We start from the raw sequence: 12,640 nt of genomic DNA on the forward strand, positions 1-12,640 counted from the left end.
AGGCCCTCCGACTGAGCGATCACTGTCTAGCTGAGTCGTGGGTCATGGTCACGCGCAAAGCGTGTGGCTGCCCCTGTGCGGGGCAGCCGATAGGCTTATTCGTTCCAGGCTTTGTCTTCGCCGCCAATACCACCAACCTGAACGCGGGTCGGCAGGCCGATGCGGTCGAGGATGGTGAAGAACGGCTTCGGGTCCAGCTCTTCGACGTTTTTCATTGTCTTGGCATCCCATTCACCGGTCGCGACCAGCATGGCTGCGGCCACGGGCGGCACTCCAGCGGTGTAGGAAATGCCCTGCGAGCCGACCTCGTTATAGGCGTCTTTGTGGTCCGCCACGTTGTAGAGGAAGACCTCGGTTTCCTTGCCGTCTTTGATGCCTTTGACCAGATCGCCGATGCAGGTTTTGCCGGTGTAGTTCGGCGCAAGGCTGGCGGGGTCGGGCAGTACGGCCTTAACCACTTTCAGCGGCACGACCTCAAGGCCCTCGGCTGTGGTCACGGGCTGTTCAGACAGCAGGCCCAGCGACTTCAGAACGGTGAAGACGTTGATGTAGTGATCGCCGAAACCCATCCAGAACCGCACATCCGCGTGGGGATAGTTCGTTGCCAGCGAATGCACTTCGTCATGGCCGGACATGTAGGATTGCGACGGGCCGACAACGGGCAGATCCCAAACCTGACCGACCTCGAACATCTTGTTTTCTTTCCACTCGCCTTCCTGCCACGAATAGACCGTGCCAGTGAATTCACGGAAGTTGATCTCGGGGTCGAAGTTGGTGGCAAAATATTTGCCGTGGTTGCCCGCGTTGATGTCGATGATGTCGATGGATTTGACCTCGTCCATATACTCATCAATCGCGAAACGCGCGAAGGCGTTTACCACGCCCGGGTCAAAGCCCGCACCAAGGATCGCTGTTACGCCTTTTTCAGCGCACAGATCGCGTTTCTTCCATTCGTAGTTGGCATACCACGGCGGTGTTTCGCAGATTTTGTCGGGTTCTTCGTGAATGGCTGTGTCGATATAGGCGGCACCGGTTTCGATGCAGGCATCCATGACGGACATGTTCACAAAAGCAGTGCCCACGTTGATCACGATCTGGACGCCGGTCTTGTTGATCAGAGCGACCAAGGCCGGAACGTCCAGCGCGTTGACCTCATGCGCTTCAAGAACGCCCTCTTGCTTCATCGCGCCTTTTTCGCGGACGGACTCAAGGATCGCTTCACATTTATCAAGCGTCCGGCTGGCGATATGGATATCCCCAAGCACATCGTTGTTTTGCGCACATTTATGCGCCACGACCTGAGCGACGCCACCTGCGCCGATGATGAGAACGTTCTGTTTCAACTCTCAAGACCCCCTTTGGTGTCAGGTTTCCCAATTGCGCCCAGTGCGGGACGCGCGCATTCACGACAGGGCTGCCGAGAAATCCTCATACCCGAAATCACGGACCAGACGTTCGGTGCCGTCCAGTTCACGGATCGCGATAGCGGGCATCTTAACGCCGTTAAACCAGTTCTTTTTGACCATTGTGTAACCAGCAGCGTCTTGCATCGACAAACGGTCACCGGCCTTGATTGGTTCCGGAAAACGGAATTCGCCAAAGATATCACCGGCCAGACAGGACTTGCCGCAGATCATCCATTCTTCCGGTCCTTCGTTGGGGGCCATCTTGGCGCTTTCGCGGTAAATCAGCAAATCCAGCATATGCGCTTCGATGGAACTGTCGACGATTGCCAGGTTTTTGCCGTTGTGCAGCGTGTCCAGAACCGTGACTTCCAGCGTGGTCGAGTTGGTGATCGCCGCCTCGCCGGGTTCCAGATAGACCTGCACCTCGTTTTCGCCCGCAAAGCGTTTCAGGCGTTCGGCCAGCTTGTCGATTGGGTATCCTTCGCCCGTGAAATGGATGCCGCCACCAAGGCTGATCCATTTCATCTGTCGGATCAGATGACCAAAGCGCTGCTCGATTGAGCCCAGCATCGCGTCGAACCGGTCGAAATCATCGTTCTCACAGTTGTTGTGGAACATAAAGCCGCTGACCAGATCGAGTACGGGTTCAATATCTTCGGGCGCATGTTCGCCAAGACGCGAAAACGGGCGGGCAGGGTCGGCCAGATCAAATTCTGACGTGGACACACCGGGATTTACACGCAGACCACGGGTGTGGCTGCGCGACACTTCTTCGAAACGGCGCAACTGGTTGGCCGTGTTGAAGATGATCTTGTCCGAGTTCGCCAGTGTTTCTTCGATCTCGTGATCGGCCCACGCGACAGAATAAGCGTGCGTTTCACCGGGGAACTTTTCGCGGCCCAATTTGACCTCGAACAGCGACGACGACGTGGTGCCGTCCATATATTCGCTCATCATGTCGAAGACCGACCATGTGGCGAAACATTTCAAAGCCAAAAGCGCCTTGGCGCCCGACTGCTCACGTAGCCATGCGATCTTTTCCATGTTGGGAAGCAGCCGCGACTTGTCGATAAGGTAATACGGCGTCTGGATCATTCCGGTGCCCTGCCTATGAGAATCCGAAAGGTTGAACGCGCCAAGTAGGGCGATTCACCCTTTGGGGCAAGAAAAAGCATGGATCAGGTCGGTCGCGGCCCTTAGGCGCGGTGCGCACCATCCGCCAGCGTTTTGACGTAAGCCGCTATATCTTCGACGGACTGGCCTTCTGCGATTTTGTTCACGATGGCAGAGCCGACAACCGTGCCATCCGCGATGGCGGCGATCTCTTCGGCCTTTTCAGGGGTTTTTACGCCAAAGCCTACGATGATCGGCAGATCTGTCTGGGATTTGATACGTGCCACTTCCGGTGCCACATCAGCGCCCGATGCCTCGGCCGCGCCCGTGATGCCGGTGATCGACACGTAGTAGACAAAACCGGAGGTGTTCTGCAGAACCTTCGGCAGACGTTCGTCATCTGTGGTCGGTGTCGCCAAACGGATAAAGTTCAGACCGGCCTTCTGCGCCGGAATGCACAGTTCTTCGTCTTCTTCGGGCGGCAGGTCGACGATGATCAGACCGTCGATGCCAGCCTCTTTCGCCTGCACCAGAAACTTGTCCACGCCACGGCTGTAAATCGGGTTGTAGTAGCCCATCAGAACGATCGGGGTCGTTTCATCTTCTTCACGGAAGGCACGTGCAATGCCCAGTGTCTTGTCCAGCGTCATGTGCTGATCCAGCGCGCGCTGACCGGCCAGCTGGATGGTCGGGCCGTCAGCCATGGGATCGGTAAAGGGCAGACCCAGTTCGATGATGTCCACGCCAGCGCCCGGAAGCGCCTTAACGATTTCCAGCGATTTCGCCTCGTCCGGATCGCCCGCCATCACGTAGGCCACAAAAGCCTTGCGGTTCTCAGCCTTCAGCGCGGCGAATTTTGCGTCGATGCGAGTCATGGGCGTCCCTTCCTGTGTTCAGCTTCCTCAACTGCCTGACGGGGGCAGGAAAATCAATGCCACTCTTTTCATTCCTGTGCGCTATGTGTTTGTGTCGCGGAATATGAACCACGGAGGATGACATGCGTATTTTGTTCACAGGCGGTAGCGGCAAAGCGGGACGGCACGTTCTGCCCTATCTGGTCGCGCAGGGCCATCACGTGGTCAACGCCGATCTGGTCCCGCTTGAGGCCGAGGGCGTCGATAACCTGATCGTCGATCTGACGGACAGCGGACAGGTGTTCAACGCCCTGACCAGCTATGCCAATTTCGACGAACTGGAGCCGGGCACCGGTGTGCCCAAATTCGATGCGGTCGTGCATTTCGCCGCTGTGCCGCGCATCCTGATCAAGCCGGATAATGAGACATACCGCACCAACGTCATGTCGACGTACAACGTGATCGAAGCAGCGGTGAAGCTGGGCATCAAGAAGATCATCTATGCCTCGTCCGAGACGACCTATGGCATCTGCTTCTATGATGGTGAGCTGAAGCCCGACTACATCCCCGTGGACGAAGATCATCCGACGATCCCGCAGGACAGCTATGCCATGTCCAAAGTCGTGAACGAGGCCACAGGCCGCAGCTTTCAGGCGCGCAGCGGCTATGACATCTACGGGCTGCGCATCAACAACGTGATCGAACCGCACGAGTACGCCGAAAACTTCCCCGCCTTTGTTCAGGACCCCGACCTGCGCCGTCGCAACATCTTTGCTTACATCGACGCGCGCGATCTGGGGCATATGGTGGATTGCTGCCTGAAAACCGATGGACTGGGGCACGAGGTGTTCAACGTCGCTAACCCCGATATGTCCGTTTCGATCCCGATCGACGAGGTCCGCGCACGCTATTACGAAGGCGTCGAACTGCGTCGCCCCATGGCGCAGGACGAAACGGTCTATTCTATCGAGAAAGCCCAACGCCTGCTCGGTTTCGCGCCGAAACACACATGGCGTGAGGAATTGGGATTGCCTGCGGCTGTTTTAGGATAGGGGCGGGCAACAGGCCTCTGCCTTCTTCGGGGGGCAGGGGATATTCTTGGTCTTATCCCCGTTTATCCGCCCCAGTTTATGTCGGTCTGGTAGGCGCGGATTTTTCCGATCGGGTATTGATAGATCACAGTGTCCTACGGTCTGTTTTGCACCTAACCAAATCCTTGATTGCTCCACACAAGTTTTGAAGAAACATTGATATAAAGCGGCCAGAGCGATGGGTGGATGGCAACATTGAATGTACAGAATTACTATTTGATCAGACAAACCGACGCTGGGTCTGCATCCGACGGAAGGCATGTGTTCGACTTGCCCCCCGTGCAACTTTTGGATGGCGATCACCGATCACCGTTTGTGCGGGATCTTTCACAATCGCGATACAGCGGACAACCCGTTTTCATCAAATATGTAAAGGCCCCGAACCCGGAGCCGCAGGACGTCGATCTTTGCCGTGGGGTTGGGCTTGTCGAACATATTTGCGATCCGGAAGACCATTTTATGGCGTTGTCCAAAAAGCATTACACTCGGTTTGAGGAAGAACTGGATGGCTCTTTCGAAGAATTGCACCCAGTAAACTTATATCGTTACCCCGGTAAACGTTCCGGTAAAATCAAACCGAGTGACTATAGGATCGGAACAATTAAATGGCGCGACACCATTGTTGATTGGTGCGATTTTGCCAATTCAATTTTCGATTTGGTGGACTATACGGATTTCCACCGGCACGGTACCAGAGCTATGAGAGGTGAAGCTGAGTACGGTACGCTTTATCCATTGGTGAAGACTGACTGTCGCTTTGAGAATCTGAACGATTTCAAGGATAAGTCACGAACGGCAGTTGGCAATTTTCGATGCTATGTGCTAAGAAGGTTGTCATTGAAACCTGCGGAACTTCCAGCTCTTTTTCAGTTCGATTTTGGTCAGACCCTTGTTCGTGAAGACATTGCTGAAGAGCTTCGAAAATACAGAAAGCCCGGGTCACTTTGCCCCTATCCGCCTATCCCGATCATTCGGGCAGCCGCCTAAACCGCGTATAACCCAGAGCCCCTATGGCAAATGCCAAAGCACGTGCGCTTTTGGATGTTCAGACAGCCATGAACGCTTTTGCCTAGAGAGAATACTTCACGATAGTTCCGGACCAAAGGCTTGAATAAGAGTGCGGTCTTGGTCACTTTCTTACGATGACATTGTTTTTACGTTTTATTGGAATTTCCGGCGTCATTCTTTTCGGCGCATTGTTGGCATTCATTGTCACGAAGCCAGGCAGCTTTGAGCATACTTCGCTTTCGTTTATCAAAGGCGAGGTGATCAGTGAGGTATTGCAGAGGTATCCCGATCTCGCGGAGGGTCCGTTGGATAGTGTTCTGCAAGAAGGGCTCGGGCGTTTATCTGACCGTATTGGCATCAAACAAAATGATTTGAGCGCGCTGGCAGCATCGGAGTTTTCCGATTTGCTGGGTCACATTATTGAAAGCTTCTGCACCTGTGGGCCGGTAGACGCTGAAGATGCGAAAACTCGTTCTTTGATGTTCCGAGAAGGGCTAGAGGTCCGCGCAGCCGAGCTTGGGTTGAATCAGGTTAAACTCATTGACTTCATGAAGGGGCAGTATGCGCAAACCCTGAATGCGTTGAGGGGCGACCTGATTGTTTTCCTGTCGGTAGACACGCTCTCATTCGCTTTGGTGGTAGCGGCGACTTTTGTTCGGCGCAGCCGGAGGCATGCGGTGGTTGTGCCTGCTATGTTGCTGATCTTTGCAACACTGGTGAGCGCGGCAATTTATGTCATGGGGACCGATTGGTTCTATGCGATTATTTTTCAGGATTATGCGGGCGTTTGGTACGCTATCGGCTTGTCGGTCATTTACGCGTTTCTTGCCGATATCGTGCTTAACCGTGCGAAGCTAACCTTGAGACTTTTAAGTCAACTTCCGGCAGCGATCCCTGTACCCGTTTGCTAGGAACAAGGGCTCGGGCGCTGCGTTTTAGGTGCTGGTGTCATTCCATCGATATCCTGATGGTGAAGGCTATGTGACACACTGCTCATTGACGAAGCGGCGGGCAATTGCTCAAGCTTTTTGGATTGCTTGTCGAACAGTCTTGTTCTTCGTAAAGGGAATATATGATCAGAACCGCCGCCTTCCTGCTTGCCCTTCCGACGCTCGGTTTCGCGCATCCGCATATTTTTGTGGATACGGATATGATTTTGCGCGTCGACGAAGAGGGTGCGCTGTATGAGGTTGAACTGGCCTTTGCCTATGACGAATTCTTTTCGCTTCTGATCATCGAGGATATGGGCGTTGATCCGGATGGTGACGGGATCCTGACCGAGGCGGAAAAGGCCAAGCTGTTCGGCTTTGATGTGGCTAATTGGCCGGACGGGTTCGAAGGCGATTTCTATGTTGGTGTGAACGGCGAAAACGTCAGCATGCAGCGTTCGATGGCTATCGGGTTGGATGTGGTTGACGGCAAGCTGGTCGCAACCCAGACCCGACCGATCCCGTTTGTCGACGCGTCTTTGGCCGTGATCCGCCAGTATGATCCGACGTTCTATGTCCACTACACATTGCAAAATGTTTCGGTCGAGGGGCCATGTGAAAGCAATGTCGATGCACATGATCCGTCGGCAGGGGATCGCGCGGTTGAAGAGGCGTTGAAAACCGTTTCCGATGACGTGATCGATACGCTGGAACTGGGCATCTATTATGCCGATACAATCCGACTGACATGCAGCGCTGGGTCCTAAGCCTTTCCATCATTGCGGCATTGGTCATTGCGGCGCTGGCTGCGTGGCTTTGGCTGGGCAATGGGTCTGATCAGCTTGCGCGCTGGGCGGCGGATGGACAACGCGAGGCGCAGACGGCTTTGGCCCGCGGGCTGCGGGCGCTTAGGGCAGGGGAGCCGGGCGCATTGATAGCCTTGCTGTCCATGTGCTTCGCCTATGGCTTTTTCCACGCGGTGGGGCCGGGGCACGGCAAAATCCTGATTGGCGGCTACGGCGTTGCGCGGCAGGTCAGCATGGTGCGGCTTTCGGTTTTGGCGCTGGTGTCCTCGCTCGCGCAGGCAGCGACGGCTGTGATCCTCGTGTATTCCGGTGTCTTGTTGTTCAACTGGTCCCGCGAACGGATGGAGGGGCTGGCCGATACGCTGCTTGCCGCGCTTAGTTATGGCGCCATCGCTTTGATCGGGGCTTGGTTGGCCTTTCGTGGGTTGCGCACCTTGTGGCGCAGTTTCCGTCCCACGCACGATCACCATCATACGCATGATCACGACCATATTGGTCATGGCCATGTCTGCGATACATGCGGTCACAGCCATGGTCCGAGCATCGAAGAAGTTGCCAAGGTGTCGTCCTTGCGGGACGCTTTGGTGCTGATCGGGGCCATTGCGATCCGGCCATGTACGGGGGCTTTGTTCCTGCTGATCCTGACGTGGCGCATGGATATTCAGGTGGCAGGTATCCTTGGCGCCTTCGCTATGGGGTTGGGCACAGCGAGTGTGACCGTGGTGGTGGCTTTGATGGCTGTCGTGTTCCGCTCAGGCGCGCTTGAGGCGCTGTCCGAAGGGCAGACGGCGCGGCGGGCTTTGGGGACAGTCGAACTGATTGCTGGTGTCGTAATTGCAATGCTGGCCTTGCAACTGCTGATGCGGGCACTTTGACGCTTGTCGAAACGACAAACGGCACCTATCCCTCATCCATGAACACCACGCAGATGACATACCCCCAGCACATCCGCGCAATCCTTGTACTGGGATTGCCGCTTGTCGGTGGGCATCTGGCGCAGTTCCTGATCGGTCTGACCGATACGATCATGGTGGGGCGTTATGGCGCCGAATATTTGGCCGCTTTGACGCTGTCGCACACGGTTTTCTTTACATTCTTCCTGTTGGGGTCGGGGTTTGCGTGGGCGGTGATGCCCATGGTCGCAAATGCCGTGGCCGCCGAAGATACGACGCGCATTCGTCGCGTGACGCGAATGGGACTGTGGTTGTCGATCTTGTTCGTGCTGCTGATCCTGCCATTTCTGTTCTTTTCCAAACCCTTGTTACTGCTATTGGGGCAGGAGCCGATTGTGGCAGACTACGCCCAGACTTACCTGCGCATCGCAGGTATCGGTATGTTGCCCGCACTTTTGGTGATGGTTCTGAAAAGCTATCTGGCGGCGATGGAGCATACCCGCGCAGTGTTTCTGGTGACGGCTTTTGCGGCGGCGTTGAACGTGCCGTTCAATTACGCGCTGATCTTTGGCAACTGGGGATTTCCCGAACTCGGCATCGCAGGTGCTGCCATCGCATCGCTGCTGACGAACTTTGTCGCCTTGGGCGGATCCATGGCCTATGCGGTTTGGAAAACCCCGGAGCATCACCTGTTCCAAAGGTTCTGGAAGCCGGACTGGCCTATGTTTTCCGAGGTCTTCAAGCTGGGTTTGCCGATCGGCCTGACCAGCCTGTCCGAAGTCGGTTTGTTTGCGGCTACATCGGTCTTTATGGGCTGGCTCGGGACGATCCCGCTGGCGGCCCATGGTATCGTGCTGCAAATCGCGACGGCTGCCTTCATGGTGCAGGTTGGCCTGTCAAACGCCGCAACTGTACGCGCCGGGAACGCCATGGGGCGCAAGGATCTGGCGCATCTGAAACGCGGGGCCAAGGCCGTGCAGGGGATGTCATTGCTTATTGCCAGTCTGGCGATGATCCCGATGCTGGTGATACCCGCGCCGCTGATCGACCTGTTCTTGTCTGCAAACGAACCCGATCGTCTGGAAATCATCCGCATCGGCAGTCTGCTGTTAATCTGCACCGCGCTGTTCCAACTTGTTGACGCCACGCAGGTCGTCGTTCTTGGCCTGCTACGTGGGCTTCAGGATACGCGTATCCCGATGTTTCTGGCCGCCATCGCCTATTGGCTTCTGGGCCTTCCGGCCGCTTACCTTTTAGGCTTTGTCGCCGATTGGAAGGGCACTGGCGTCTGGCTGGGATTGGTCGCAGGGCTGGCCATTGCGGCCGTGTTGTTGCTGATCCGCTTCTGGGGCTACGTGCGCCATCTTGAACAGGATGTGGCGCAAGAGGTTGCGCAGACCCCTGCCAACCCCTAGAAGCGCCCAGACACCTGATATTATGAGGCACCAATGGGCTTTCGGATGGGAATCGTGGGTCTGCCCAATGTGGGCAAATCGACCCTGTTTAACGCGCTGACAAAAACGGCTGCTGCTCAGGCGGCGAACTTTCCGTTCTGTACAATCGAGCCGAACGTCGGCGACGTGGCTGTACCGGATGCGCGTCTGGACAAGCTGGCGGAAATCGCCAAATCCAAACAGATCATCCCGACACGCATGACATTCGTCGACATCGCCGGTCTGGTCAAAGGCGCGTCCAAGGGCGAAGGTCTGGGCAACCAGTTTCTTGCCAACATCCGCGAAGTCGATGCCATCGCTCATGTGCTGCGCTGTTTCGAGGACGGCGACGTGACTCACGTCGAAGGCCGCGTTGATCCCGTTGCGGATGCGGAAACCATCGACACCGAACTGATGATCGCCGACATCGAATCCATCGAAAAGCGTCTGCAAAACATTGTCCGCAAGGTACGCGGTGGCGACAAAGAAGCCGTTCAGCAGGAACGCCTGATGAAGGCCGCTCTGGAAGCGCTGGAAGCCGGTCAGCCCGCCCGCACCGTCGAGGTCGCCGAGGAAGACGCCAAGCAGTGGCGCATGCTGCAATTGCTGACCACCAAGCCGATCCTGTACGTCTGCAACGTGTCCGAAGAAGAGGCCGCCACCGGCAACGCTCACTCTGAGGCGGTTGCGAAGATGGCAGCAGAACAGGGCAACAGCCACGTCGTTATCTCGGCCAAGATCGAAGAAGAGATCAGCCAGTTGGAAGAAGACGAAGCCGAGATGTTCCTTGGCGAGTTGGGTCTGGACGAAGCGGGTCTCGACCGCCTGATCCGTGCTGGCTATGACCTGCTGCATCTGGAAACCTACTTCACCGTCGGCCCGAAAGAGGCCCGCGCATGGACGATCAAGTCCGGCACAGCCGCTCCGCAAGCTGCGGGCGTCATCCACGGTGATTTCGAAAAGGGCTTCATCCGCGCCGAAACCATCGCGTTTGACGACTACGTCGCACTGAACGGCGAACAGGGCGCCAAAGACGCCGGTAAGATGCGCGCCGAAGGCAAGGCCTACATCGTTAAAGATGGTGACGTGCTGCACTTCCTGCACAGCAACTGAACTAGAGGGCAGGGCCCTATAAACTCGGATTTACAGATGGCCGTCGGCGCAGGTGCTGGCGGCCATTTTTCGTTGGCATTGAGTGTCTGGAATTAAAAATCTTCATCCCGAAAATTTTTGACAAAACAGCCTTGTTCCCGCCCGCAGCAATCATTACACGGGTCGACGGAGACGTGGCCGAGTGGTCGAAGGCGCTCCCCTGCTAAGGGAGTAGGCGGGAAACCGTCTCGAGGGTTCGAATCCCTTCGTCTCCGCCATCATTTATTGTTTTTATTGGATGAAATCGAACGTTGGCCAATCCGCCCACGAACTATCCACAGCCTGAAAGGGCCTAGGAATGGCCGAAAACTTCGATTTAGACGACTTCGACAACCCGCCCCCGCCGCCGCAGTATTTGTACAAATACCTCTCTGCGGAGCGTGTCGGCAACGTCTTGGAGGGTGGAATGGTGCGCTTCACGCCTCTTATGAACACCAACGATCCCTTTGAGGTACGTTCGACGTTCGAAAAGTTGGTAGGCCCTAAGTTCATTGCGATGCTATCGGAGCAGATGGACACTGTAGTATCCGAGGAAAACGTGCGCGAGATGATCGCGTCGGAACTAAAGAACTATGGGCTTGGTTTCCTGCCCATAGATGTTGAGCAACAGACGGGGCAGAATCTTCTTACGGCGCTGCGCTCTCGGATGCAGTCTGCCGTTGATACTATGCTTGTCCCAACCTTCAACGACCCCAAGAACATTGAACGTCTACTCGAAACGTTGGGCCGTGAGTTGCTTTGTTTTTCGCTGTCTGAGCGTATGGACGTGGCCCCGATGTGGGCAAACTACGCGGACAACAATGGTGGTTTCGTGGTCGCTTTTGACACCGAACATGAATGGTTCCAGAACCTAAATGACGGAAAGAAGACGCGTCTTCAAAAGGTGACGTACTTCGATGGAAAAGTTGAGGAACCGTTGGCCAACGTTCAGGCTGCGTTGATTTCTAAGACTACGGATTGGGAACATGAGCGCGAGTGGCGGCTCTATGTGAAGGAAGATCGGGTAGATAAAATCGTCGGTCATCCCGCTGACCCAATTCATCTGCTGGACTTTCCGCCCGACGCCGTTAATCGCGTGATTTTGGGGCCGAAAACGCGCCCTGAAATCGCGAACCGTATTCGTGACGCTGTAGCTGACCGGTATCCACATGCACCCGTAATGCGTGCCGTGCCAAATCGGCGATCGCATACCTACGACGAAGTGTCAGAATGAAAAGAAACCCCACTTGCGACAGTGAGGACAAACTGGTGTCAGTTTCCCTTAGCACTTAGAAAAGCTTTGTCAGGCGGCGACGGTTTAGGACGTGCGGCAAACCTCTTGCGCACGGAAGCGGCCCTGGGGCGTGAGCGAATAGAGGGCCGGACAAGACGTTCGTGTAGGCCAGGTTCAGCAATGAGCCTCCGGCGGCAAAGGTTTTCGTCACGCGTTGCGACCGCGGCGTGATGCCCACAGCAAAGGCAAAGAAAACAAACAAAGTTCTGTTGGTGGTGGTAATGAGCCGATCAGCGTATTGGCGATTTCGACCTGATATGCGGGTCGTGTCATTTTTCAACCGTTCCGCGGCGCTGTGCCGGATGCCTCGTGGCTTAGCTTGCCGCCGTTTGCCAACCACTCTTTGGCGATTTAGTCCGTGGTGTTCAGCCAGCCGATATAGCCGACGATGGCGTCGTTGCGCGATGCAATCAAATGCGTGCCATTGTTGATTTGATGCAGTAGGGTGCTGATTGATGGCCCGAATTCGAAAGTGTCAAAGGGCGGATGTTTCGACAGGTAGTGCGCCAGCAGGCCCAACGAATAGGGGTTCTTGGGAAGCTGCGACATTTCGGTCATATTCTGGTCTTTCAAATCGGTCTTTTCAAACAAACCACGTGGGGTCGCAATAGATTGAACATTCCGCTACGTATCTGTCCAGCGGAATGCAAGAAGACTATTTTGAACGGCAACCGGCGTTGCA

General features: G+C 55.6%; 12 protein-coding genes and 1 tRNA gene. 9 read left to right on the forward strand and 4 right to left on the reverse strand.

What is annotated here, in order from left to right:
• Positions 1-95: 95 nt before the first annotated feature.
• From C4S59_RS13915 to trpA, 3 genes are all read right to left on the reverse strand, one after another.
• The gene (locus C4S59_RS13915; RefSeq protein WP_103911127.1) at positions 96-1,343 is read right to left on the reverse strand and encodes a saccharopine dehydrogenase family protein; all 1,248 of its coding nucleotides are present in this window, start codon (positions 1,341-1,343) and stop codon (positions 96-98) included.
• A 60-nt stretch (positions 1,344-1,403) separates the two neighbouring features.
• The gene (locus C4S59_RS13920; RefSeq protein WP_103911247.1) at positions 1,404-2,498 is read right to left on the reverse strand and encodes a carboxynorspermidine decarboxylase; all 1,095 of its coding nucleotides are present in this window, start codon (positions 2,496-2,498) and stop codon (positions 1,404-1,406) included.
• A 104-nt stretch (positions 2,499-2,602) separates the two neighbouring features.
• Positions 2,603-3,394 carry a tryptophan synthase subunit alpha gene (gene trpA, locus C4S59_RS13925; RefSeq protein ID WP_103911128.1) on the reverse strand — a complete coding sequence of 264 codons (792 nt, stop codon included), beginning with the start codon at positions 3,392-3,394 and terminating at the stop codon, positions 2,603-2,605.
• Between the two features lie 122 nt (positions 3,395-3,516).
• Between trpA and C4S59_RS13930 the strand changes: the two genes are divergently transcribed.
• The 9 genes from C4S59_RS13930 to C4S59_RS13970 all read left to right on the forward strand — a co-directional run bounded on the left by C4S59_RS13930 (position 3,517) and on the right by C4S59_RS13970 (position 11,898).
• Positions 3,517-4,425, forward strand: coding sequence for an NAD-dependent epimerase/dehydratase family protein (locus tag C4S59_RS13930; RefSeq protein ID WP_103911129.1), 909 nt, complete (start codon positions 3,517-3,519; stop codon positions 4,423-4,425).
• 225 nt (positions 4,426-4,650) lie between these two features.
• On the forward strand, positions 4,651-5,451 hold the full coding sequence (locus tag C4S59_RS13935; protein ID WP_103911130.1) for a hypothetical protein: 801 nt from the start codon (positions 4,651-4,653) through the stop codon (positions 5,449-5,451).
• A gap of 155 nt (positions 5,452-5,606) precedes the next feature.
• Positions 5,607-6,383, forward strand: coding sequence for a hypothetical protein (locus C4S59_RS13940; RefSeq protein WP_103911131.1), 777 nt, complete (start codon positions 5,607-5,609; stop codon positions 6,381-6,383).
• A 161-nt stretch (positions 6,384-6,544) separates the two neighbouring features.
• Positions 6,545-7,168, forward strand: coding sequence for a DUF1007 family protein (locus C4S59_RS13945; RefSeq protein WP_103911132.1), 624 nt, complete (start codon positions 6,545-6,547; stop codon positions 7,166-7,168).
• The gene (locus C4S59_RS13950) at positions 7,150-8,082 is read left to right on the forward strand and encodes a nickel/cobalt transporter (RefSeq protein WP_103911133.1); all 933 of its coding nucleotides are present in this window, start codon (positions 7,150-7,152) and stop codon (positions 8,080-8,082) included. The genes C4S59_RS13945 and C4S59_RS13950 overlap by 19 nt, the downstream gene beginning before the upstream one ends.
• 38 nt (positions 8,083-8,120) lie before the next feature.
• Entirely contained in the window at positions 8,121-9,515 is a 1,395-nt protein-coding gene (locus C4S59_RS13955) for an MATE family efflux transporter (protein ID WP_103911248.1), read from the forward strand.
• A 33-nt stretch (positions 9,516-9,548) separates the two neighbouring features.
• On the forward strand, positions 9,549-10,646 hold the full coding sequence (ychF, locus tag C4S59_RS13960; protein WP_103911134.1) for a redox-regulated ATPase YchF: 1,098 nt from the start codon (positions 9,549-9,551) through the stop codon (positions 10,644-10,646).
• Positions 10,647-10,813: 167 nt separating this feature from the next.
• Positions 10,814-10,903 (forward strand) — tRNA-Ser (locus C4S59_RS13965).
• Positions 10,904-10,983: 80 nt separating this feature from the next.
• Positions 10,984-11,898, forward strand: a complete 915-nt coding sequence (locus C4S59_RS13970; RefSeq protein ID WP_103911135.1) for a DUF2971 domain-containing protein — start codon at positions 10,984-10,986, stop codon at positions 11,896-11,898.
• A gap of 411 nt (positions 11,899-12,309) precedes the next feature.
• Here the strand turns inward: C4S59_RS13970 and C4S59_RS13975 are convergent, their stop codons facing one another.
• Positions 12,310-12,516 (reverse strand): hypothetical protein, encoded by a 207-nt coding sequence (locus tag C4S59_RS13975; RefSeq protein WP_146064545.1) that lies wholly within the window; start codon positions 12,514-12,516, stop codon positions 12,310-12,312.
• Between the last annotated feature and the right edge of the window lie 124 nt (positions 12,517-12,640).

The organism is Thalassococcus halodurans (assembly GCF_900108225.1).
Taxonomy (GTDB): domain Bacteria; phylum Pseudomonadota; class Alphaproteobacteria; order Rhodobacterales; family Rhodobacteraceae; genus Thalassococcus; species Thalassococcus halodurans.